Raw genomic sequence first — 22,633 nt, 5'->3', positions numbered from 1 at the left:
CGCCGCGAAGCATTTTCATACAGGTGGCCGTTCAACCTATTTTGATGAACCCGCCTGGTGTTGAGATACTTGCCTGGGTGCTCGGTGCCACCGGCAAGGAGAAAGCCAGAACGCCGCACGTCAAGCGTACGGCGTTCCAGCATTTTCCAAGGAAGATCCTGTGCCCCAGCAGCGCCTACTCGGCGGCCAGCGCCAGTGGCGGCCTGTCATTGTCCTGCACGGCCTCATCAGCCGGCTTCCTGCCTTTCTTCGGCTCGCGGCCGAAGAACAGCGCGTAGCCTGCCGGCAGCACCAGGATGGTGAGTACGGTGGCGACGAGGATGCCGCCCATCATGGCGTAGGCGAGCGGTCCCCAGAACACCGCACGCGAGATCGGGATCAGCGCCAGCACCGCCGTCATCGCCGTCAGCACGATCGGCCGGAAACGGCGCACGGCCGAGCCGATGATGGCCTCCGATCGGTCCATCCCCCTGGCGATGTCCTGATCGATCTGGTCGACCAGGATGATCGAGTTGCGCATGATGATTCCGAGCAGCGCGATGACACCAAGGATGGCGACGAAGCCGAACGGCGCGCCGCTGATCAACAGAGCCGCCGCCGCACCGATGATGCCGAGCGGACCGGTGGCCAGCACGAGCATCGCCTTGCCGAAATGCTGCAGCTGGATCATCAGGAGCACGACGATGACGGCCAGCATGATCGGCGCCTTGGCGGCAATCGAGGCCTGGCTTTCGGCGGAATCTTCCGCACCGCCCTGGATCTCGATCTTGTAGCCGGGCGCCAGGCCGGCGCGCATGCCCTGCATGTCATTGTAGAGCTTGGTGACGACGTCGTTCGACTGCACGCCATCCGGCAGCGTGGCGCGCACCGAGATGGTCGGCAGGCGGTCGCGCCGCCATTCGACGCCCTGCTCGAGCACCGGCACCACCTTGGCCACCTGCGACAGCGGCACGAAGCCGCCGAAATCGGTCGGGATATAGACCGAGTCGACCGAGGACAGCAGGCTGCGGCTGGCGTCCGGTTCGCGGGCGACGATGGAAACCGTCTCCTCGCCATCACGGAAGTCATCGAGCGGCGCGCCGGACATCGCTGCCTGCAGCATCTGGCGGATGCGCTGCGAGGTGACGCCAAGCGCACGGGCGCGGTCCTGGTCGATGACCAGCTTCATCGCCGGTACCGGCTCCAGCCAGTCGTCATGGAGGGCGCCGAGCAGCGGATTTTCGGCGAATTTCGCCTTCACCTGGTCGGCGATGCGGCGCACCTCCTGGCGGTCCGGACCCATGATGCGCATCTGCACCGGCCAGCCGGTCGGCGGGCCGAGGAACAGACGGTCGACCTTGGAGCGGATCGAAGGGAAATCCTGCGCCAGGACTGAGCGCAGCTTGAGGATCAGCCGCTCACGCGCCGGCTCGTCATTGGCCATCACCAGAAGCTGCGCATAGTTCGGATTGCGCAATTGCTGGTCGAGCGGCAGGAAGAAGCGCGGCGCGCCTTCGCCGATATAGGTGGCGATGAAGCGCTTGTCCTTGTTGTCCATCATCCGGGCTTCCAGCGCCTTGGCCTGCGTCTCGACTTCCTTGATCGAGGTTCCCTCAGGCAACCAGAGATCGACGAGGATTTCCGGCCGCGAGGATTGCGGGAAGAAGTTTTGTGGGATGAACTGGAACGCCCACAGGCTGGTGGCGAAGGTGACCAGCGTCATCACCAGAACGATGATGCGGTGGCGCACCGCCCAGCCGACCGTGGCGCGCAGCCGCCGGTAGAAGCCGGTGTCGAAGGCGTCATGATGGTTGCCGGCATGCTTGCGCTGCTTGAGGATCATGTAGCCCAGCCACGGCGTGAAATAGACGGCGACGAACCACGACACGACGAGCGCGATGCCGACGACATAGAACAGCGTGCGCACATATTCGCCTGCGGTCGAGGCGGCGAAGCCAACCGGGATGAAGCCGGCGATAGTGATCAGCGTGCCGCTCAGCATCGGGAAGGCGGTCGAGGAATAGGCGAAGCTCGCCGCCTCGATCTTGACCAGCCCCTCCTCCAGCTTGCGCTCCATCATCTCGACGACGATCATGGCGTCGTCGACCAACAGCCCGAGCGCGATGATCAGGGCGCCGAGCGAAATGCGCTGCAGATCGATGCCGAGCTCGTACATGATGGCGAAGGTGGCGGCCAGCACCAGCGGAATGGCAATGGCGATGACCAGGCCGGAACGCCAGCCGATCGACAGCAGCGAGACAGCAAGCACGATCAGCAGCGCCTCGCCGAGCGCCTCCATGAACTCGTTGACGGCGTCCTTGACAACCTCGGGCTGGTTGGAGATCTGGTCAACCGCAACGCCGTAGGGCAGCGCTTCCTCAAAGCGCTTGTAGGTCGCCTCGACATCCGTGCCGACGTCCCTGACGTTAAAACCCTTGGCCATGACGACGCCGACCTGGACGCTTTCGTGGCCGTTGAAGCGGTACTTGCGCTGATAGGGATCTTCGAGACCGGAACTCACGGTGGCGATGTCGCCAAGACGTGTCACCTGACCACCGGCGCGCAGGCGCAATTCCCTGATGTCGGCAGCCCTGGTGACATCGCCCTCGACCGAGATGCGCACCGAGCGCAGGCCGGTGTCGACGGAGCCCGCCGGATCGACATTGTTCTGGCCCTTGATGGCGTTCTGCAGGTCGGTCAGCGTCAGGCCGCGTTCGGCCAGGGCCTTGGACGAGACGTCGATATAAAGCTTCTCCGGCTGGTCGCCGATGATGACGGCCTTCTCGACGCCCGGCGTCGTCAGCAGCATGTCGCGAGCCTGGGTGGCGAATTTCTTCAGCTCCGGATAGCTGTAGCCGTCGCCGCCGATCGAGTGCAGGGTGATGAAGGTGTCGCCGAACTCGTCGTTGAAATAGGGCCCGAGCAGGCCTTGCGGCAGGTCGCCGGAGATGTCGCCAACCTTCTTGCGCACCTGGTAGAAGGCGTCCTTCACCTCCTCTGCATTGGTGTCGCCCTTGATCTGGACGGTGATGATGGCGCTGCCGGCGCGGGTGTAGGAACGGACGAAGTCGAGGTGCGGCGTTTCCTGCAGCTTGCGCTCGATCTTGTTGACGACCTGGTCTTCCATCTCCTGGATCGAGGAGCCCGGCCAGATCGCCTGGACGACCATGACGCGGAAAGTGAAATCGGGGTCTTCCTTCTGGCCCATGCGCATTAGGCCGAGCGCGCCGGCAATGATGATCAGACCGAACAGGAAGCGCGCGATCGAGGGATGGCCGATGGCCCAGCGCGAAAGATTGAAAGGCTGCTTTTCAGTGCTGTCGGTGGTGGTCATCGGCGTCAGTCCAATTCGTTGATCGTGCGCGCATACGCTTTGCATGCAGCTAGGATATTCCGATGCTGGCTTCCGGGCGGCGAGGCTTTCCGAGCGGAGAGACACTCATCGCGGTGGGACGCGCGGATCGATGCGGGGGAACTCGATCTTGGCGTCTCGACCATCGGGCGCTCGCCGCCCGGAAACCCTGAATTCGCTTGCCCAGCCCTTTCGCCGAAGCGACGATCAAGCCGGCTTCATGCCTGCGGTCAGCGCAGGGCCTTTGCGGCATCGCCTTCCGCAGAGGCGGCCTGGACCGCATCGCCGGTCAGCTTGACCTTGAGATTCTCGGTCATGAACTGGGTGCCGGCGGCAACGACGACATCCCCCGGCTTGAGCCCGTCGGCGACGCTGACGCCGTCGGCGGTGAACTCCGCAACCTTGACCAGGCGCTCGTGCACCGTCTCGCCGGCGCGGTCGACGGTCCAGACAATCTTGCGACCATCCTTTTCCGCAAGCGCGCTGAGCGGGATCGACACCATCTCCTGCTTCTTGGCCACCGAGGCCTCGATGTTGGCGGTCATGCCGAGCAGCACGCGCGGGTCGTCGGGCAGCGAGACGCGGACGGCAAAGGTGCGCGACTGCTGGTCGGCGCTGCCGGCGACTTCACGCACTTTGCCGGAGAGCGCCAGCGCGTCATCGGACCAGAAGCTGGCCTTGACGTCCTTTCCCGGCTTGAAGGCGGCGATGTCCATTTCGGGAACCGCGATCAGCACTTCCTTTTCGCCGTCGACGGCAACGGTCATCACAGGCGTTCCGGCGCCGACCACCTGGCCGACATCGGCCGAGACCGCCGTGACGATGCCGTTCTCGCTCGCCTTGAGATCGGTGTAGACGACCTGGTTCTGCGCCTGGGCAAGGGTAGAGCGGGCGGCATCGCGCGTCGCTACCGCCTGGTTGTAGCTCAGCGTCGCCTGTTCGAGCTGCGACTTGGAGGTGAAGTTCTTGGCAAAAAGCTGTTCGGCGCGCTTGCGGGACAGATCGACCGTCTCGACCTGCCGCTCGGCGGCGTCGAGGCTGGCCTTGGCGCTCTTGACCGACAACTCATAGTCCGTGGGATCGATACGGGCTAGCACATCGCCTGTCGTCACATGCTGGCCGATGTCGACCAGACGCTCAGTGACCTTGCCCGAGATGCGAAAGCCGAGGTTCATTTCGGTACGGGCTCGCACCGAGCCGGAATAGGTGAGTTCGCGACTCTTTTCGGCCTGGCCGATCTCGACCACCTTGACCGGACGGATGATGTCCTGGACCTCGGTCTTCTCCTGGCTGCAGGCGGCGAGCCCGAGCGTGGCGACGATCAGGCCGGCGACCGGCAGCTTGCGGATGATGGAACTGGACAAAGACACTTTCGTACTCCCGACTGGAGATGAACGGTCGACGCCGGCGCCCGGCGGGCGGCGGCTATTACTTCAGAGCCTTGATCGCGTAATCGATGAGATCGTCGGGCATCGCCCGATTGGTCTTGGCAAGGCACTGCGCCACCATTTGCGGGTGGCACAGAATGACGGTGGCGGCGCCGAAGCAGCGCGATGCGATGACCGGATCCTGGTCGGCAAACTCGCCGGCCTCGATGCCCTCGCGGATGACCTCGGCAAACAGGTCGTGAATGCTGTCGATATGCTTGTCGATGACGCCCCAGTCGCGCTCGAGCGCGACGATGACCATTTCGTGGACCTTCTGGTCGTCGAGCATGACTTCCAGCGTCATCTTGTACTGCGCATGCACGTAGCGGCGCAGCCGCTCCTCGGCGCTGATCGGCAACCGGGAAATCTCGTAGGCCATGTTGTAGCTGGCGAGGAGCATGCGGCCGCAGACGGCCTGGTGGATTTCGACCTTGGAGGCGAAGAAACGGTAGATGTTGGCCGGCGACATGCCGAGTTCGCGGGCGATGTCGGCGACATTGGTCTTGCCGTAACCATAGTGCCGGAACAGGCGTTCGGCACAGTCGAGAATGCGGGTGACATTCTCCTGGCGGGTGGAGTCGGCCATTATGCTGGCGGCTTCGGACATGGCTCTCTGTCGATTTATGAGTGACGAATTTAAACTTTCGTCAGTCGTAAATCGAAAAGAGGGAAGTGTCAATGCGAATTCGACGTACGCGTATAATTTGGTGACAGATGGTGACAGAGGGTGTGCGCGAACTCGACCTTGCGTGCCGTTGCGCTCTGGAACTAAGATCCCTTCGCCATTTCCCGCAGCTGAAACTTCTGGATCTTCCCCGTCGATGTCTTCGGGATCTCGGCAAAAATCACCGCCTTCGGCACCTTGAAGCGGGCGAGCAGCGCGCGGCAGTGTTCGATGATCTCGGCCTCGCTTGCCACCTTGCCGGGCTTCAGCTCGACATAGGCGACCGGCACCTCGCCCCATTTGTCGTCTGCCTTGGCGACGACGCCGCAGGACGCCACGGACGGGTGTTTGTAGAGGGCCTCCTCGACCTCGATCGATGAAATGTTCTCGCCGCCGGAGATGATGATGTCCTTGGAGCGGTCCTTGAGCTGGATGTAGCCGTCGGGATGCATGACGCCGAGGTCGCCGGAGTGGAACCAGCCGCCGGCAAAGGCCTCTTCGGTCGCCTTCCTGTTCTTCAGATAGCCCTTCATGACGATGTTGCCGCGAAACATGACCTCACCGATCGTCTCGCCGTCGGCCGGCGTCTTCTGCATCGTCTCCGGGTCCATCACGGTCAGGCCTTCGAGTGCGGCATAGCGCACGCCCTGCCTTGCCTTCTTCTGCGCCTTCGATCCCTTGTCTAGATCGTCCCAGGCGCCGTGCCATTCGTTGACGACCGCCGGGCCATAGGTCTCGGTCAGCCCGTAGAGATGGGTGACGGCAAAGCCGGCATCGGCCATGCCCGACAGCACCGCTTCCGGCGGAGGTGCTGCCGCCGTATTGAAGGTCACCGTCTGGGGGAACGTCCGCTTGTCCTCGTCCCTGGCGTTGATCAGCACCGACATGACGACCGGCGCACCGCACAGATGCGTCACGCCGTGGTCGGCGATGGCATCATAGATCGGCTTCGGCCGCACCCAGCGCAGGCAGACATGGGTGCCGGCCTGGACGGCCATTGTCCATGGGAAGCACCAACCATTGCAGTGGAACATCGGCAGCGTCCACAGATAGACGGCGTGCTTGGCCATGCCGGCATGGATGGTGTTGGTGTAAGCCATCAGGGCAGCGCCGCGATGGTGGTAGACGACGCCCTTCGGATTGCCTGTCGTGCCGGAGGTGTAGTTGAGCGAGATGGCGTCCCATTCGTCGTCGGGCATCGACCAGGCGTAGCCCTGGTCACCGCCGGCGACGAACGCCTCATAGTCGATCGCGCCGATGCGCTCGCCCTTGGGATAGGGTGCATCGGCGGCATAGTCGGGATCGTCATAGTCGATGACCAGCGGCTTCACCTTGGCCAGTGCCAGTGCCTGTTTGACGACAGCGGAAAATTCGCGGTCGACGATGAGCACCTTGGTCTCGGCATGGTCGAGCTGGAACGCGATGACGGCGGCATCGAGCCTTGTGTTGAGCGAATGCAGCACCGCTTTGGCCATCGGCACGCCGAAATGCGCCTCCAGCATGGGGGGCGTGTTGGACAGCATGACGGTCACCGTATCACCCTTGCCGATGCCGCGCTTCGACAGCGCCGAGGCCAGCTTCAGCGAGCGCCGCCAGAAGGTGCGATAGGTGATGCGCTGGCTGCCATGGATGATGGCGACATGATCGGGATAGGTGCTTGCCGCCCGCTCCAGATAAGTGAGCGGCGTCAGCGGCTGATGGTTGGCGGCGTTCTTGCCGAGATCCTGCTCGTAGGGACTGCCCATCCCGTGCTCCCCGAATTTTCATTGTTGAGAACTTCTAACCACAGGTTCCCGCCACGTCACCATCGGCGATTCCCGACCGGGCACATTTGGCGCAATGATCGTCCAGATTCGATGGGCAAAGAGGTATCGTGTACCCACGCCAGTTTGACTTTTGTCGAGAGCCGTGAATAATGTCAGCCGAGGAGACGGCATGGCGATCCGACCGGCAGAACAGCTTATCCACAAGGCCGCATGGCTCTATTATGCCCATGGTCTGCGCCAGGACCAGGTCGCCAGCCAGCTTAACATTTCCCGCGCCTCGGTCGCCATGTATTTGCGCAAGGCGCGCGAGACCGGCATCGTCAACATCTCGACCTCGACGCAGCTGTTCACCGACGACGTGCTTGCGCGCCAGCTCGAGGACGCGCTCAAGCTTGATGCGGTGTGGATCGCGCCGGAGAATGCCTATGTCGTCGACCCTTCGACGGACGTTGCGGTGCTGGCGGCGGGCGTCTTTCTCGAACTGGTCAAGAAGGGCGACCGGATCGGCGTCGCCTGGGGCCGCACCGTCTACACTATCGCCGACGTCATGTCCTATGCCGACCTGCAGGACGTCACCGTTGTGCAGCTCTGCGGCAATCTCGGCGCGCCCTACTCCTACCGTCCCGACCAGTGCACGATGGAGATCGCCCGGCGGCTCAACGCCAAGGGCCTCAATTTCTACGCGCCGCTGGTGCTGACGACGGAATTGCTGGCGCATGGGCTGCGCGCCGAACCGGTGATCCGCGAACAACTGGCCGATATTGCCAACTGCGATCTGGCGCTCTATTCGGTCGGCACGGTCGATGGCGACAGCCATGTCGTCAAATGCGGCGCGCTCAGCCCCGGCGAGATGGGGCTGTTGCGAGAAGCGGGCGCCGCCGGAGTCGTTGCCGGCCAGATCATCGATGCCACCGGCAAGGCGCTCGACTGCAGCTACAACCGCCGCGTCATCTCGGCCTCGCTGTCGTCACTGCGCCAGATCGAAAAGCGGCTGATGGTGGTCCAGGAAGACAGCAAGTTCGAACCGCTGCTCGCAGCACTCGCCGGCGGACTCTGCACGCATCTGGTCGTCGGCGCCGGCATGGCGCGGCGGCTGCTCGAATATGCCGGAGCCAGCGCGGGGGCAAAAAAGGCTTCCTGACAAACGAAATCCTTGCAGCGGCGCATTGTCATCAAGGCGTCGCGGCACTCCTGTTCACAGCAACATCAAAGACAGCAAAGCGGACATAGCGACATGAAGAACCTTTGGAATGACGACGACGCGGAAAGACTGGTGGGCGATTATGCGAAAAAGGGCGTGGCCCGCGACCTCGCGTTGCGCGTCTACACCACCCGGCTGCTCGGCGGCGAGCCGCGGCTGGTGCTGCATGGCGGCGGCAACACTTCCTGCAAGACCAAGGCCATAGACCTCGTCGGCGACGAATGGGACGTGCTGTGCGTCAAGGGCAGCGGCTGGGACATGGGTGTGATCGAGCCGCAAGGCCTGCCGGCGGTCAAGCTCGGCGCGCTGCTGAAGGCGCGTGCGCTGGCCAGCCTCGCCGACGAGGACATGGTGGCGCTGCAGCGGGCGAACCTCATCGACCCCGCCTCCCCCAATCCATCGGTCGAGACGCTGCTGCACGCCTTCCTGCCGCATAAATTCGTCGACCACACGCATTCGACCGCGATCCTCGCCATCGTCGACCAGCCGGACAGCAAGCCGCTGATCAAGACCGTGTTCGGCGACAAGATGGGGTACGTGCCCTACATCAAGCCGGGCTTCGACCTCGCCAAGGTGGCCGCCGATGTCTACGACGCCGACCCCAGCGTCGAAGGCCTGATCCTCGACAAGCATGGCATCTTCACCTTCGGCGACGATGCGAAGCAGGCCTATGACCGCATGATCCATTATGTGAACGTGGCCGAAGACTATGTGGCGAAGAACGGCAAGCCGAAGACAGCGAAAGCCGCACTGCCGGCCAAGCTCGCAACGCCGGCAGCGATCGCGCCGATGCTGCGTGGCGCGGTCGCCGTGGCGCGTGGCGAAGGCCGCTTCGACCGCATGATCAGCGATTTCCGCACTTCGGACGCCATCGTCGATTTCATCAACTCGGCCGGCATTGCAGACTATGCCGGACGCGGCGTGTCGACGCCCGATCTGTCGATCCGCATCAAGACCGGACCGATGGCGGTTCCGGCGCCAGACGCCGACAAGGCCGGCGACTACAAGGCCGTCATCAAGAGCCATGTCGACGCCTTCGCCAACGACTACCGCGCCTATTTCGAAACCAATGACGCGCTGGACGACGTCGAGCGCACCATGCTCGACCCGATGCCACGGCTGACGCTGGTGCCGGGCCTCGGCATGTTCGGCCATGGCCGCACGCTGAAGGATGCGAAGATCGCATCTGATGTCGGCGAGATGTGGATCGAGGCGGTGCGCGGCGCCGAGGCCGTCGGCAGTTTCCATCCTCTATCGAAGGCCGATCTCTTCCCGCTGGAGTACTGGTCGCTCGAGCAGGCCAAGCTCGCCTCCAACAAGCCGAAGCCGCTGACCGGCCAGGTGGTGCTGATCACTGGCGGCGCCGGCGCGATCGGTGCTGCGACGGCAAAACTGTTCGCCGCCAATGGCGCGCATGCCGTCGTCGTCGATCTCGATGCGGCCAGGGCGGCCGAGGCGGCAAAGGCAGCCGGCAACAATTCGATCGGCGTCGGCGCCGACATCACCAACCCGGCCGAGCTGCGCGCCGCCTTCGACAAAGCTGTCGCTGTCTATGGCGGCGTCGACATTCTGGTCTCCAACGCCGGTGCCGCCTGGGAAGGCCGCATCGGCGAGCTCGACGATGCCCTGCTGCGCAAGAGTTTCGAGCTCAACTTCTTCGCCCACCAGTCGGCGGCGCAGAACGCGGTGCGCATCATGCTGGAACAGGGCACCGGCGGTGTGTTGTTGTTCAACACCTCCAAGCAGGCGGTCAACCCGGGTCCGAAATTCGGCGCCTATGGTGTGCCGAAGGCGGCGACGCTATTCCTGTCCCGGCAATATGCGCTCGACTACGGCGCGCACGGCATCCGCTCCAATGCGGTCAACGCCGACCGCATCCGCTCCGGCCTGTTGACCGACGCCATGATCGCCAGCCGTTCCGGCGCGCGCGGCGTGTCGGAGAAGGAATACATGTCGGGCAATCTGCTCGGACAGGAGGTGACGGCAGAAGACGTGGCGCAGGCCTTCCTGCACCAAGCATTGGCCGAGCGCACCACCGCCGATGTCACCACGGTCGACGGCGGCAATATCGCGGCGGCGCTGCGTTGAGCTTGCAGAAGCTGGATATTGTAGCTACATTGTGGCTCCATAGAAGGAGGCAGGATATGGCTACTGATTCAGTAGTTCGCGCTCGGATAGATGCCGCGACAAAAGATCAGGCGACTGAGGCATTGGCGGCGATGGGTTTGTCCGTGTCCGATGCCATTCGCCTGCTTCTGGTACGCGTGGCCGCTGACAAGGAATTTCCCTTTCCCGTGAAAGTGCCTAACGCAACCACGCGAAAGGCCATGGCAGAGTTGGAGAAGGGCAAAGGCAAGCGCTTCGCGTCCGCTGACGAATTGTTTGGGGATTTGGGTCTCTAGGCATGCCGGATGTTGTTCGCTCCGGGCAATTTCGCCGGGACGTGAAGCGCATGGAGAAGCGCGGCAAGAACCTTGGGAAATTGCGCGATCTGTTAAGCCTGCTTATCGCCGGGAACGAACTGCCGGCGGCGTATAAGGACCATCCTCTGAAAGGCGACTGGAAAGGCTTTCGGGATGCCCATATCGAACCGGACTGGCTGTTGATATACCGCGTTGTCGGCGACGAATTGCAGCTTGCCCGTACCGGTTCGCATTCCGACCTGTTCAACGAGTGAACTTACGGAAAAGCCGCCCGACGATGTGGCACAAGCCTTCTTGCACTAGGCGCTGGCCGAGCGCGCCACCGTCGATGTGACGACATTCGACGGCGGCAACGTCGGAGCGGTTCCAGACGAAAACCGCTTTCGCACGTCGTGCAGAAAAACTGCTCGAACCGGTCAAAATCCCACTCCAATCCTTTGTCTATTGCTCGACCAAGGGGCGTCTCGTGTTTCGCATGCGAGCTCCAACCCCGATCCTTGGTGGAGTTGTCGATGGCCGCGAAAAGACTTCGTATCGGCGTGCTCTTCGGCGGGCGCTCCGCCGAACATGAGGTTTCGCTGCTCTCAGCGACCAACGTCATGGCCGCTCTGGATCCAGCGAAATACGACGCCGTTCCCATCTTCGTCACCCGCGAAGGACAGTGGCTGCTAAGCCAATTCAAGGACGGCGCACTGGCGACACCATGCGACGGCACGCAGCTTTGCCTAGTGCCCGGTGGACATGGGCGGATGCTGGCGATCCCCAGCAAGGACGCGCCTCACGACCTGCCTGATCTCGATATGCTGTTCCCAGTGTTGCACGGCCTGCATGGCGAGGACGGGGCGGTGCAAGGGCTGGCCGAGGTGGCGCGCGTGCCGCTCGCCGGCTGCGGCATCCTCGGTTCCGCCGCCGCGCTCGACAAGGACGTCGCTAGGCGGTTGCTGAAAGCGGCAGGCGTGCCTGTCGCGCGCTCTGTGACGATCGAGGAGGGTGCAGTACCTTCGCTGACCGTTCTGGAAGACCAGCTTGGCCTGCCGCTGTTCATCAAGCCGGCGCGACAGGGCTCGTCGGTCGGAGTGGCAAAGGTCAATGGCAGCCAGGAATTCGAGCGGGCGCTGGCAGAGGCTTTCCAGCATGATCGCAAGCTGCTGGCCGAGGAATTCATTCGCGGTCGCGAGATCGAATTCAGTGTGCTGGAAAGCCCGGCAGGCGAACTCTTCGTCTCGCGGCCGGGCGAGATCGTGCCGGCGGATAGCCACGGCTTCTACAACTACAATGCCAAATACATCGACGAGGATGGCGCGGCGTTGGTGGTGCCGGCCGAGCTGCCGCCGGAGGTCGAGGCCGCCATGCGCGACGTGGCCGCAAGGGCGTTCAGGGCCGTCGGTTGCGATGCGATGGCGCGTGTCGACTTTTTCCTGATGCCGGACATGACATTCGTGATCAACGAGCTCAACACCATCCCGGGCTTCACCGACATCAGCATGTACGCCAAGGCGATGGCGGCAAGCGGCGTCAGCTATGCCGAAGTCATCGACCGGCTGGTGGCGTATGGGCTGGCGCGTGCCGGACGGTCGTGATGCAGAGGTCATATTCCTAACAAATATTGTTAGAGCTTGTTGGATGCATTATAGTGTGGGGATGAAAAACGAACCCATGCGCACGTTGACCATATCCCTTACCCCGCAGCAGGCGGCGCGCCTGCAGAGCGCCATCGAAGGTGGCGGTTATGCGTCCAACAGCGAGATTGTCCGCGACGCCCTGCGCCTGTGGGAGCAGCGCGAGGAATTGCGCACACTCGAACTCGAGCACTTGAAGCGGGCCTATGCCGACGGCATGGCCAGCGGCAAGCCGGTGGATGTCGACCCCGCCGAGTTCATTCGCAGCCTGAAGACAGAACGCCGCGCCCGTGGCTAGCTATCGGCTCACACCGCGCGGCTGTCCGATCCAAATCCTCCCTGGAATAAATTGGCTATAATAAGTTGTAGAGTTCTTCGGCGATCTCCTTCACCGTTTTTAGCGACGTGTTGAAGGCGACTTTGTCTGCAAGTATCGGACTGTACCGAGCAACTTCATCCTTGGAGACTTTATGCCAGATCGGCAGAATCCGGGTCTGGCCTCCCACCTCGAGCGCAGTGAGACCATCAAGCTCCCGGGCTGGCCATTCTTTGCTAAAGAATGCACTTGAGAGAACAACAATCCCGAAACGGGAATTTCGGAGCCCTGCATCTATGTTTCGTCTCAAACTATCGCCAATTTTAAGCGTAGCTTCATCGTAGAAGACTTCAGCCCCAAGCGCGGACAGATCCGATGCTAACGCGCGGACAAAGGCGTCCTTATCTTCGCTGGCGTGAGAAATAAAGAAATCAAATTTTCGGTCTGCGCTAAGCGAGGCTGCAGGTGTGTTCGCAATTCGGCGCATCTGCTCACTGATTTGCCTTACCTTGTTTTCCTGTTGGAGCAGTAGCCGTTTCTGCTCATCAGCTACTTTCTTTCGGGATCGCTCATCCTCAGTGGCCTGCTTTGTGATGTAGCTGTTCAAATCCTTCGTCTTCGATGCGATCTTTCCGGATAGTTCAGCTCGCTTCTTGCCTATGGATGCGAGATCGTTTGACCCTCGCTCAATCTCCTTCAGTTTGGATGTGATAGTTGAGACTGTCTTCGTGCGACCGATAGCTTCCCTCGCGCTGTGAACTTTCTTTAATGCGGCCGCTTCCTTCGACAGAAGGGCTGCATCTTCCTTCTGAAAACGGGCAAGTTCATTCTGTAGATGATTGATGTTGGAATGATATGACGGCATTTCCCCTCCCGCTCTGTGCGGAAGAAGGAACAGCGATACTAGCTCTCCCCGCAAACGACCTTCCATGCACGGAGACATCTTCGACAAAAAAACCGCCTGCAACAAGCTGCTGCAGGCGGTCTCGTATTTAGTTTAGAGGTTAGCCCGCTCTTCGGCGGGGAATTACTTCGCGTTCGGGTTCGGCATCCAGGCCGGCATGGCGACATCGGCATGGGCGAATTGCGGCAGCTTGGCCGACAGGTCCTCCATGTTCTTGATGTCCTTGTCGATCAGGTCCTTCTGGGTGATCAGCGTCGGCGGCACGATGACGTTGTGGCCGGGATCTTCACCGGCGAGCAACTGCGCCAGCGCGCGCACCGAGACCTGGCCGACGACGGCAGGGTTGGTGGCGGCGGTGGCGGCCCAGGCGCTGTCGGTCTCGCGCATGGCCGCGATGTCCGAGGTAGAGATGTCGGCGGAGTAGATCTTGATCTTCTTGTTCAGCCCCGCCTCGTCGACGGCGATCTTCACACCCTTGGCGAACTCGTCATAGGGCGCGAACATCACATTGATGTCGGGATGCGCCTGCAGCACCGAGCGCGCCTGGTTGGCGACCGAGTTGGCGATCGGGTTGTCGAGCGTGCCGAACATCGCGACTTCCTTGATGCCGGCATGTTTCTTCTTCACGTCGACCCAGGTCTCGTTGCGGCGGTCGAGCGGCGCGATGCCAGCGACATAGACATAGCCGGCGTTCCAGCTCTCGCCATTGTCCTTGACCGCCTGCTCGAGCGCCAGGCGCGCAAGGTCCTTGTCGGACTGTTCGATCTGCGGGATCTTGGGGTTTTCGACATTGACGTCGAAGGCGACGACCTTGATGCCGGCATCGACCGCGCGCTGGGCGGCGTCCTTCATCGATTCCGTCAGGCCGTGCTGGATGATGATGCCCTGCACGCCGAGTGCGATGGCCTGGTCGACCATGTCGGATTGAAGGGCGGCGTCCTGGCGGCTGTCGAGCACGCGCAGATCGATGCCGAGCGCCTTGGACTGGGACTCGACGCCCGAGAGATAGGCCTGGAAGAAATCGCCGGTCGAGAGATAGCGCACCAGCGCGATCTTGACGCCGGGCTTGTCGAACGGCGCCGGCTTGTCGGCGGCAAAGGCCGGGACCTGCATCAGCATTGTTGCGCCGGCCAATCCGAGCGCGACCTTCCCCAAAAGTCGTCTTGTGATGTTCACGTTCTTTCCTCCGTTTGTTGAACCCAAAACTGTCCCGGCAGCCATTCTATCTCCTGCCCCGGCCGGAAAGGGCGAAGGTAAAGACAAGGGCGACGACGAGAACCACGCCCTTGACGAAATCCTGCGTGTAGTAAGGCGCGTTCATCATCGTCAGGCCTTGCAGCAGGATGCCGACGAACAGCGCGCCGATGGCGGTGCCGAAGGCGTTCGGCTTGGCGGCGCCGAGCACCGCGTAGCCGATCAGCGCCGCGGCAACCGCATCGAGCAGCAGATTATTACCCGACGCGATGTCACCGCGTCCAAGCCGTGCGGCCAGCAAAATCCCGCCGATCGAGGCAAAAACTCCTGAAATGACGTAGGCCCAGATCTTGTATGCCTTGACAGGCGCGCCGGCGAGTTCGGCGGCCCGTTCATTGCTGCCCACGGCATACATCATGCGGCCGAAGCGTGTGTATTCGAGGAAGAACCAGATCAGCACGGCGAGCACGATCAGCACGACCACCGAGACCGGAATGAGGTTCGGGATGAAGAAGTCGAAGCGGTGGCGGCCGAGCGCCAGGAAGGCGTCGGAGAATTTGCCGTTGGCGACCGAGCCGTCCGGCATTGTCATACCGGTGGCGATGGAGCGTCCTTCAGTCGGGATGCGCTGCAAGCCGACGAGCAGGAACATCATGCCGAGCGTCGCCAGCAGATCGGGCACGCGCATATAGACGATCAGCCAGCCATTGATGAGGCCGACAAGGGCGCCGATGAGCAGGCAGATGAGGACAGCGACGACAACGTTCTGCTCCAGCACCACCATGACATAGGCAGCCGCCATCATGGCCGATGTGGCGACCGAGCCGATCGAGAGATCGAAGCCGCCGACAACCAGTGTGGCGGTGACGCCCAGCGCCAGCACGCCGGTGATGGCGACCGACTGGAAAATGAAGACGGCACTTTGCGGCGAGACGAACCCGTCGGCGGCGATGGCGAAATACGCGATCAGCCCGAACAGAAGCACGATGAACCCGTAGCGGATAGCGTAATCGCGCAGCGTCATTCAGCGCCCGCCGTCAATACCCAACTCAAACCCGTGCACTCCATTCCAACCCTCAGTTCTTCAATCATCGTGGCTCAGGCCGCACTGTGCAACGGCCCGCCCGCGACTTCGGCCAGCAGACGGTCGAGATCGACATCGGCGTTGCGGTGTTCGCCGACGATGGTCTGCTCGGACATCACCAATATGCGATCGGCCGTCTCCAGTGCCTCGTCGAGTTCGGTGACGAACAGCAGCGTGGCGCGGCCATTGGCGCTGGCCCTCAGCTTGGCGGCGATGTCGCGCCTGGCGGAGATATCGACGCCTTGGAACGGTTCGTCGAGAATGAACAATCGGGCGTCCTGCGCCATCCAGCGGGCCACCATCACCTTCTGCTGGTTGCCGCCCGACAGAGTGGTCATCTCGTCCTTCTCCGAGCGGCAGACGATGCCGAGATCCTCGATCTGCCGGCGGGCAATAGTGCGTTCAAGGCCGCGTTTGAGAACTGAAAAGCGCGACATGCGCTTGTGGAAGGGCAGGCTGATGTTTTCCTGGATGTTGAAGCCGCCGACGATGCCGTTTTCGCCACGGTCCTTGGCGACCAGAAACACGCCGGCGGCGATGGCTTCGCCGGTCGACGCGGGCGCATAGGGCTTGCCATATAAAGTCATCGTGCCGGACAGCGGTTTGCGCAAGCCGAACAGCGTCTCGGCGAGCGCGGTCTTGCCGACGCCGACGAGGCCGGTAATGGCAACGACCTCGCCGTCGCCGAGAGTCAGCGAGAATGGCCGGGCACCAGGGGCGATGCGGAAGGCATCGACGGTCAGGATCGGCTCGGCAGAACTCCTGGCTTCGATGCGGTCAAGATGGATCTTGCGGCCGAGCATGGCGTTAACGGCGCCCTCATAGTCGAGAGGCTTGCTGTCGAAGACGCCTGAGATGACGCCATCGCGCATCGAGACGATGCGGTCGGCCAGCCGCCTGATATCCGACATGCGATGCGAGATGTAGAGGATGGCGACGCCCTGCTCGCGCAAGCGGTCGAGCAGCGCAAACAGCCGGTCGGCCTCGGCGCTGGACAGCGACGAGGTCGGCTCGTCGAGGATCAGCACTTTCGGCTGGTGCGCCATGGCGCGCGCGATGGCCACCATCTGGCGATCGGCCAGCGACAGGTCGCTGATGCGGGCCTTGAGGTCAATGGCGAGCCCCATGCGGTCGGCCACCGCTTTGGCTTCGCGGCGCACCCGGCCGGGGTTGAACAGCAGCGGCGCGCCCTTGCCGCTCAGCCGGTCGAGCGTCAGATTGGTGGCGACATCGAGATCGGCGACGACGCCGTCATTGATGTTTTGGTGCACGGTAACGACACCGGCGCGGATCGCCTCTGCCGGCGTGTTCGGCACAAAGTTGCCGCCAGCGAGGTGCATGATGCCGCCGTCATGGTCGTAGACGCCGCTGATGATCTTGACGAGGGTGGACTTGCCGGCGCCGTTGGCGCCCATCAGCACGGTGATCTCACCGGCATGCAGTTCGAGCGAGACGCCGCCAAGCACCTCGATATGGCCGAAGGATTTCCTCAGCCCGTCCACGCGGAACACGGCATCATTGCCCATTCGTTCCTCCCTGAAGATGACGCTATGGGCTACGTCATCAATTGTCAACTCGATTGACAATTGCCAGTCAGCTTCCTAGCTTGGCCTCACCGCCATCGCTCCACTATGATTGGAGCGAGCAAGCGGGAGGGTGAGGAATGACTGCGAAATTGCCGTTTGAAGCACTGTCGGTGGAGACGCTTGCAACGCGCCTCGGTACGAACGAAGCGCTGTGCGCCAAAATCGGCAAGGGCCCTTGGAAGGTGCGCGAGGTCGGCGACGGCAATCTGAACCTCGTCTTCATCGTCGAAGGCGGCTCGGGTGCGGCGGTCGTCAAGCAAGCCCTGCCCTATGTTCGCCTCGTCGGCGACAGCTGGCCGCTGCCCTTGAAACGTTCCTTCTTCGAATATCACGCGCTGACGCGGCAAGAGGCGCGCGCGCCGGGTTCGGTGCCGGCGATCCTCCATTTCGACGAAGCCCAGGCGCTGATCATCATGGAATATCTGGCGCCGCCGCACATCATCCTGCGCCGTGCCCTGATCGACGGCCGCGAGTTGCCAAATATCGCCCGCGACATCGGCCTGTTCATGGCCCGCACTTTGTTCCGCGGCTCTGATCTCTCCATGCCCACCAAGGACCGCAAGGCCGACCTGGCGCTGTTTGCCGACAATGTCGAGCTCTGCGGCATCACCGAAGACCTGGTGTTTTCCGACCCATATTTCGATGCCAAGCTGAACCGGCATACGTCGCCGCAACTGGACGGCCTGGTTGCCGAACTGCGTGCCGACCGCGACCTCAAGGTCGAAGCGCAGCGGCTGAAGCATATCTTCGCCGCCAATGCCGAGACGCTGCTGCATGGCGACCTGCATTCGGGCTCGATCATGGTCACCGACACCGAGACGCGGATGATCGATCCGGAATTCGCCTTCTACGGTCCGATGGCCTTCGACGTCGGCATGCTGCTCGCCAATTTCTGGATGTCCTACTTCTCGCAGCGCGGCCATGAACAGAAGGGCAAGCGTGACGCCATGCGTGCCTATCTGCTCGGGGTGACCAACGACACCTGGACGGTGTTCCGCGCCGAGTTCTCGCATCTATGGCGCACCGAGCGCACCGGCATGCTTTACCAGAAGAGCCTGTTCGAGGATCAGGGCGACATTCTCGCCTCGGAGCAGGCGCTCGACCATGTGCTGCACCAGATCTGGACCGACCTCTTGGGCTTTGCCGGCATCGAGGTGCACCGGCGCATCCTCGGCCTCGCCCACAATGCCGATTTCGAGACCATCGAGGACGAGGATCTGCGAGCCTCCTGCGAGGCCAAGGCGCTGAAATTCGGCCGTCACATCGCCGTCAACCGGCGCCAGATTCACGGCATGGACGAGGTTAATAATCTGGCCGCTTTGATCGAACGGGAGAGCAGGATTTGAACGTCGGCGAGCGCCACTACCGCACCATCTGGCTGAGCGACGACCAGCGTTCGGTCGAGATCATCGACCAGCGCTGGCTGCCGCACGAGTTCCGGGTCGAGACGATCGGGAGCGTTGCCGGCATCGCCACCGCGATCCGCGACATGTGGGTTCGTGGCGCGCCGCTGATCGGCGTCACCGCGGCCTACGGCGTCGCCATCCAGATGGCGGACGATCCGTCTGACGAAGCGCTCGACGCGGTCTGGGAGACGCTGCACAAGACGCGGCCGACTGCGATCAATCTACGCTGGGCGCTGGACGAGATGCGGCGGTTCCTCAGGCCGATCGTATTGGGACAGCGCGCGGAGGCGGCCTATAAGCGCGCTGCCGAAATCGCCGACGAGGATGTCGATCTCAATCGCGCCATCGGCGAGAACGGGCTTGCCATCATCAAGGAGATCGCGGCACGCAAGAAGCCGGGCGAGCCGGTCAACATCCTCACCCACTGCAACGCCGGTTGGCTGGCGACGGTCGATTACGGCACCGCCACGTCGCCGATCTATCTCGCCGTCGAGGCCGGCATTCCGGTCCATGTCTATGTCGACGAGACGCGCCCGCGCAACCAGGGCGCCCAGCTGACCGCCTGGGAGATGGCCGGCCACGGCGTGCCGCACACGCTGATCGTCGACAATGCCGGCGGCCATCTGATGCAGCGTGGCGCGGTCGACATGGTGATCGTGGGCACCGACCGCACCACGGCCAATGGCGACGTCTGCAACAAGATCGGCACCTATCTCAAGGCGCTCGCCGCCTCCGATAATGAGGTGCCCTTCTACGTCGCTCTGCCCTCGCCGACCATCGACTGGACGGTGGGTGATGGCCTGACCGAAATCCCGATCGAGGAACGCTCCGGTGACGAGGTGTCGCTGGTCTGGGGCAAGACGGCGGACGGCAAGATTGCGCAGGTGCGGGTTTCGCCCGAAGCGACGCCGGCGGCCAATCCGGCGTTCGATGTGACGCCGGCACGGCTCGTGACGGGGCTGATCACCGAGCGCGGTGTGGCCAAGGCTTCGCGCGAAGGGTTGAAGGCGATGTTCCCCGAACGCGGATAATCTCCCCCCTTGAGGGGGAGATGTCGCCAAAGGCGACAGAGGGGGTCGGCGCGTCCTGACGCGACCTCCCAGCACCGACAGATGATGCTAGCGCTCCAGTCGAACCGCCCCCCTCTGGCCTGCCGGCCATCTCCCCCTCATGGGGGGAGATTAGCGCCTCACCGGCTGGCTACCGAATTTCGGCCATGCAACAAGAATTGCGGCCTCGATGGCCGCTGACGGTTGCGGTTCTGGCGAAATCCGGCCAGAAGCATCTGGCCGGCAACCGGCCGGCCCGCGACGTTGCGCTTGAAACCAGATACGGGAGACTATTGGGTGGCTCGCATAACACTGAGACAATTGCTCGATCACGCCGCCGAGTACGGCTACGGCGTACCCGCTTTCAACATGAACAATATGGAACAGGGCCTCGCCATCATGGAGGCGGCCGAGGAGACCAAGTCGCCGGTCATCCTGCAGGCAAGCCGCGGCGCCCGCGCCTACGCCAATGATGTGGTGCTGGCCAAGCTGATCGACGCGCTGGTCGAAATCCACCCCGACATCCCGGTCTGCATGCATCTCGACCATGGCAACAACGAAGCCACCTGCGTCACCGCCATCCAGTACGGCTTCACCTCGGTGATGATGGACGGCTCGCTGAAAGAGGACGGCAAGACGCCGGCCGACTATGCCTACAATTCCGGAATCACCCGGCGCGTCGTCGACATGGCGCATTGGGGCGGCGTGTCGGTGGAAGGCGAGATCGGTGTGCTCGGTTCGCTTGAGAGCGGCGGCGGCGAGCAGGAAGACGGCCACGGCGTCGAAGGCGCCATCAGCCACGACCAGCTCTTGACCGACCCAGTGCAGGCGGTCGAATTCGTCAAGGACACCCATGTCGATGCGCTGGCTGTCGCCATGGGCACCAGCCACGGCGCCTACAAATTCTCGCGCAAGCCGGACGGCGCGGTGCTGGCGATGAATGTCATCGAGGAAATCCACCGCCGCCTGCCCAACATGCATCTGGTCATGCACGGCTCGTCCTCGGTGCCCGAGGACCTGCAGGAGATCATCAACAAATATGGCGGCCAGATGAAGCCGACCTGGGGCGTGCCGGTGGAAGAGATCCAGCGCGGCATCAAGCACGGCGTGCGCAAGATCAACATCGACACCGACAACCGCATGGCGCTGACCGGCGCCATCCGCAAGGTGCTGACCGAAAACCCGAGCGAGTTCGATCCGCGCAAATATCTGACGCCGGCGATGGCGGCGATGCGCAAGCTGTGCAAGGAGCGCTTCGAGCAGTTCGGCACCGCCGGCAATGCCCAGAAGATCAAGCCGCTGCCGGTAGCCGAGATGGCCAAGCGGTACAAGTCGGGCAGCCTTGATCCGAAGTTTGGGTGAAGTACCTGGCGCCTCTTCCTTCTCCCCTTGTGGGGAAGAAAGAAGAGCTCTTGACATAAAAAAGGCCGGGCGCGAAAGCGGCCCGGCCAAAAGAAGGTCAAGAACCTTCAGAGGGGAACACCGCTCGGTGGAATGGGAGGAAACCGCCGAACGATAATTCCTATATGCGCGTATTCGCGGCAGATGGCGACGAACGGCTTTCTAAAACAACGCGAGATTCGGAAATTTCGTTCTCGTTTTGAAAGATTTCAGCCGGTGAGGCGTCGGTTTCCAGAAGATCGGCATAGTGCCGGCGCGCCACGTCGGGATGCGAGCGCAGGCGGCTCTTCAGCACATTGGTGCCGACATTGCGAAACAGCGGGTTGTCGGGGTCGCTGGCCGGCCCGCGCGCCTCGGCCGCCAGATTCTCGGGCAGGTCGAGCAGCGGAATCGTGGCGTCGAGCCGGGCGCTGAAGAAGAACGGGACCGAGACGCGCTCGACGCCGGCTGGCGGTGTCACCACACGGTGGACTGTCGCCCGGAGATAGCCGTTCGACGCCAGTTCGAGCAGTTCGCCGATGTTGACCACCAGCGTGTCGGGCAGCGGATCGACGTCGACCCAGGCACCGTCATATTCGACCTGCAGGCCCTTGCTCTCGTCCTGCAGCAGAAGCGTCAGGAAACCGCCATCCTTGTGCGCGCCGACGCCCTGGTCATCGCCGGTGGCGTCGCGACCGGGGTAGCGCACGATCTTCATGCGGTGGTTGGGCTCGGCCCGGTAGATCGGATCGAAGGCATCCTCGGTCTGGTCGAGCGACAAAGCGAAGGCCCTGAGCAGCCGGATCGCTACCGCTGTCGCCTTGGTCTGCCATGCCAGCAGAGCCGGCTTCAGCTCGGGCAGTGCCCCCGGCCACTGGTTCGGCCCTTGCAGCCGCGTCCAGGCGGGCACGCCGGGGCCTTGTTCGATGGCCGGGCGTTCGACGCCGATGTCGAGCTGTTCGCGCCAGTCGGCCTTGCCTTTGGTCAGCTCGCCGCCGGCGCGCGTGTAGCCGCGGAACTGCGAGGACTTCACCATTTCGATCGCCAGTTTGTCGGCTTCCGGCAAGGCAAAGAACCGGCGCGAGGCGTCGAGCACTTCTGCGGTATCCGCAGCCGATATGCCGTGGCCGGTCAAATAGAAGAAGCCGACATCGCGCGCGGCCGTGCGCAGGTCGAAGAGAAACGTTCGCCGTTCCGAAGCGCCCTGTTCGAGGCGGCCGAGATCAAGCACGGGTACGATCCTGGGCATGGTCAAGCTCCTTGTTCCGCTGTCACGGTGGCAC

At 62.8% G+C, this 22,633-nt stretch carries 18 protein-coding genes; 9 read left to right on the top strand and 9 right to left on the bottom strand.

Annotated elements, in window-relative coordinates:
• Window positions 1-175: 175 nt before the first annotated feature.
• From X757_RS150685 to X757_RS150700, 4 genes are all read right to left on the bottom strand, one after another.
• On the bottom strand, window positions 176-3,313 hold the full coding sequence (locus X757_RS150685; protein ID WP_023704835.1) for an efflux RND transporter permease subunit: 3,138 nt from the start codon (window positions 3,311-3,313) through the stop codon (window positions 176-178).
• 248 nt (window positions 3,314-3,561) lie between these two features.
• On the bottom strand, window positions 3,562-4,701 hold the full coding sequence (locus tag X757_RS150690; RefSeq protein WP_023692166.1) for an efflux RND transporter periplasmic adaptor subunit: 1,140 nt from the start codon (window positions 4,699-4,701) through the stop codon (window positions 3,562-3,564).
• A 58-nt stretch (window positions 4,702-4,759) separates the two neighbouring features.
• Window positions 4,760-5,365 carry a TetR family transcriptional regulator gene (locus X757_RS150695; RefSeq protein WP_023668564.1) on the bottom strand — a complete coding sequence of 202 codons (606 nt, stop codon included), beginning with the start codon at window positions 5,363-5,365 and terminating at the stop codon, window positions 4,760-4,762.
• 161 nt (window positions 5,366-5,526) lie between these two features.
• Window positions 5,527-7,167 (bottom strand): acyl-CoA synthetase, encoded by a 1,641-nt coding sequence (locus tag X757_RS150700; protein WP_023709942.1) that lies wholly within the window; start codon window positions 7,165-7,167, stop codon window positions 5,527-5,529.
• Between the two features lie 190 nt (window positions 7,168-7,357).
• On the opposite strand from X757_RS150700, the gene X757_RS150705 reads away from it, so the two are divergent.
• The 6 genes from X757_RS150705 (at window position 7,358) to X757_RS150730 (ending at window position 12,729) form a co-directional block, all read left to right on the top strand.
• Window positions 7,358-8,329 (top strand): sugar-binding transcriptional regulator, encoded by a 972-nt coding sequence (locus tag X757_RS150705; protein WP_023709943.1) that lies wholly within the window; start codon window positions 7,358-7,360, stop codon window positions 8,327-8,329.
• A 93-nt stretch (window positions 8,330-8,422) separates the two neighbouring features.
• Window positions 8,423-10,477, top strand: coding sequence for a bifunctional aldolase/short-chain dehydrogenase (locus tag X757_RS150710; RefSeq protein ID WP_023726356.1), 2,055 nt, complete (start codon window positions 8,423-8,425; stop codon window positions 10,475-10,477).
• 56 nt (window positions 10,478-10,533) lie between these two features.
• Window positions 10,534-10,791, top strand: coding sequence for a type II toxin-antitoxin system RelB/DinJ family antitoxin (locus tag X757_RS150715; protein WP_031251311.1), 258 nt, complete (start codon window positions 10,534-10,536; stop codon window positions 10,789-10,791).
• A gap of 2 nt (window positions 10,792-10,793) precedes the next feature.
• Window positions 10,794-11,066 (top strand): type II toxin-antitoxin system mRNA interferase toxin, RelE/StbE family, encoded by a 273-nt coding sequence (locus tag X757_RS150720; RefSeq protein ID WP_031251310.1) that lies wholly within the window; start codon window positions 10,794-10,796, stop codon window positions 11,064-11,066.
• A 258-nt stretch (window positions 11,067-11,324) separates the two neighbouring features.
• Entirely contained in the window at window positions 11,325-12,392 is a 1,068-nt protein-coding gene (locus tag X757_RS150725; RefSeq protein WP_023726353.1) for a D-alanine--D-alanine ligase family protein, read from the top strand.
• Window positions 12,393-12,468: 76 nt separating this feature from the next.
• A complete protein-coding gene (locus tag X757_RS150730) occupies window positions 12,469-12,729 on the top strand; it encodes a type II toxin-antitoxin system ParD family antitoxin (protein ID WP_023726352.1) in 261 nt (86 codons plus the stop codon).
• Between the two features lie 55 nt (window positions 12,730-12,784).
• Here the strand turns inward: X757_RS150730 and X757_RS150735 are convergent, their stop codons facing one another.
• From X757_RS150735 to X757_RS150750, 4 genes are all read right to left on the bottom strand, one after another.
• Complete coding sequence (locus X757_RS150735) at window positions 12,785-13,612, bottom strand: toll/interleukin-1 receptor domain-containing protein (RefSeq protein ID WP_023726351.1); 828 nt, start codon at window positions 13,610-13,612, stop codon at window positions 12,785-12,787.
• A gap of 162 nt (window positions 13,613-13,774) precedes the next feature.
• Window positions 13,775-14,827 (bottom strand): substrate-binding domain-containing protein, encoded by a 1,053-nt coding sequence (locus tag X757_RS150740; RefSeq protein WP_023692173.1) that lies wholly within the window; start codon window positions 14,825-14,827, stop codon window positions 13,775-13,777.
• A 46-nt stretch (window positions 14,828-14,873) separates the two neighbouring features.
• On the bottom strand, window positions 14,874-15,869 hold the full coding sequence (locus X757_RS150745) for an ABC transporter permease (protein WP_023668572.1): 996 nt from the start codon (window positions 15,867-15,869) through the stop codon (window positions 14,874-14,876).
• Window positions 15,870-15,943: 74 nt separating this feature from the next.
• Window positions 15,944-17,455, bottom strand: a complete 1,512-nt coding sequence (locus X757_RS150750) for a sugar ABC transporter ATP-binding protein (RefSeq protein WP_023701522.1) — start codon at window positions 17,453-17,455, stop codon at window positions 15,944-15,946.
• Between the two features lie 137 nt (window positions 17,456-17,592).
• Between X757_RS150750 and mtnK the strand changes: the two genes are divergently transcribed.
• The 3 genes from mtnK (at window position 17,593) to fba (ending at window position 21,332) form a co-directional block, all read left to right on the top strand.
• Window positions 17,593-18,861 (top strand): S-methyl-5-thioribose kinase, encoded by a 1,269-nt coding sequence (gene mtnK / locus X757_RS150755; RefSeq protein WP_023668574.1) that lies wholly within the window; start codon window positions 17,593-17,595, stop codon window positions 18,859-18,861.
• Window positions 18,858-19,952 (top strand): S-methyl-5-thioribose-1-phosphate isomerase, encoded by a 1,095-nt coding sequence (mtnA, locus tag X757_RS150760; RefSeq protein WP_023668575.1) that lies wholly within the window; start codon window positions 18,858-18,860, stop codon window positions 19,950-19,952. The genes mtnK and mtnA overlap by 4 nt, the downstream gene beginning before the upstream one ends.
• A 315-nt stretch (window positions 19,953-20,267) precedes the next feature.
• Entirely contained in the window at window positions 20,268-21,332 is a 1,065-nt protein-coding gene (fba, locus tag X757_RS150765) for a class II fructose-bisphosphate aldolase (protein WP_023729260.1), read from the top strand.
• Between the two features lie 160 nt (window positions 21,333-21,492).
• Here fba and X757_RS150770 read toward each other — a convergent pair whose 3' ends face one another.
• Complete coding sequence (locus X757_RS150770; RefSeq protein WP_023726348.1) at window positions 21,493-22,599, bottom strand: isopenicillin N synthase family oxygenase; 1,107 nt, start codon at window positions 22,597-22,599, stop codon at window positions 21,493-21,495.
• Window positions 22,600-22,633 lie beyond the last annotated feature (34 nt).

This window comes from Mesorhizobium sp. LSHC412B00 (assembly GCF_000503035.1).
In the GTDB taxonomy this organism is placed as follows: domain Bacteria; phylum Pseudomonadota; class Alphaproteobacteria; order Rhizobiales; family Rhizobiaceae; genus Mesorhizobium.
This window is presented reverse-complemented; position numbering and strand designations above follow the sequence as displayed.

Bases quoted from the DNA above. Each gene is read 5' to 3' on its own strand.
- X757_RS150685 (WP_023704835.1), bottom strand. From the start codon at position 3,313: ATGACCACCACCGACAGCACTGAAAAGCAGCCTTTCAATCTTTCGCGC.
- X757_RS150695 (WP_023668564.1), bottom strand. From the start codon at position 5,365: ATGTCCGAAGCCGCCAGCATAATGGCCGACTCCACCCGCCAGGAGAAT.
- X757_RS150700 (WP_023709942.1), bottom strand. From the start codon at position 7,167: ATGGGCAGTCCCTACGAGCAGGATCTCGGCAAGAACGCCGCCAACCAT.
- X757_RS150705 (WP_023709943.1), top strand. From the start codon at position 7,358: ATGGCGATCCGACCGGCAGAACAGCTTATCCACAAGGCCGCATGGCTC.
- X757_RS150710 (WP_023726356.1), top strand. From the start codon at position 8,423: ATGAAGAACCTTTGGAATGACGACGACGCGGAAAGACTGGTGGGCGAT.
- X757_RS150715 (WP_031251311.1), top strand. From the start codon at position 10,534: ATGGCTACTGATTCAGTAGTTCGCGCTCGGATAGATGCCGCGACAAAA.
- X757_RS150720 (WP_031251310.1), top strand. From the start codon at position 10,794: ATGCCGGATGTTGTTCGCTCCGGGCAATTTCGCCGGGACGTGAAGCGC.
- X757_RS150725 (WP_023726353.1), top strand. From the start codon at position 11,325: ATGGCCGCGAAAAGACTTCGTATCGGCGTGCTCTTCGGCGGGCGCTCC.
- X757_RS150730 (WP_023726352.1), top strand. From the start codon at position 12,469: ATGCGCACGTTGACCATATCCCTTACCCCGCAGCAGGCGGCGCGCCTG.
- X757_RS150735 (WP_023726351.1), bottom strand. From the start codon at position 13,612: ATGCCGTCATATCATTCCAACATCAATCATCTACAGAATGAACTTGCC.
- X757_RS150745 (WP_023668572.1), bottom strand. From the start codon at position 15,869: ATGACGCTGCGCGATTACGCTATCCGCTACGGGTTCATCGTGCTTCTG.
- X757_RS150750 (WP_023701522.1), bottom strand. From the start codon at position 17,455: ATGGGCAATGATGCCGTGTTCCGCGTGGACGGGCTGAGGAAATCCTTC.
- mtnK (WP_023668574.1), top strand. From the start codon at position 17,593: ATGACTGCGAAATTGCCGTTTGAAGCACTGTCGGTGGAGACGCTTGCA.
- X757_RS150770 (WP_023726348.1), bottom strand. From the start codon at position 22,599: ATGCCCAGGATCGTACCCGTGCTTGATCTCGGCCGCCTCGAACAGGGC.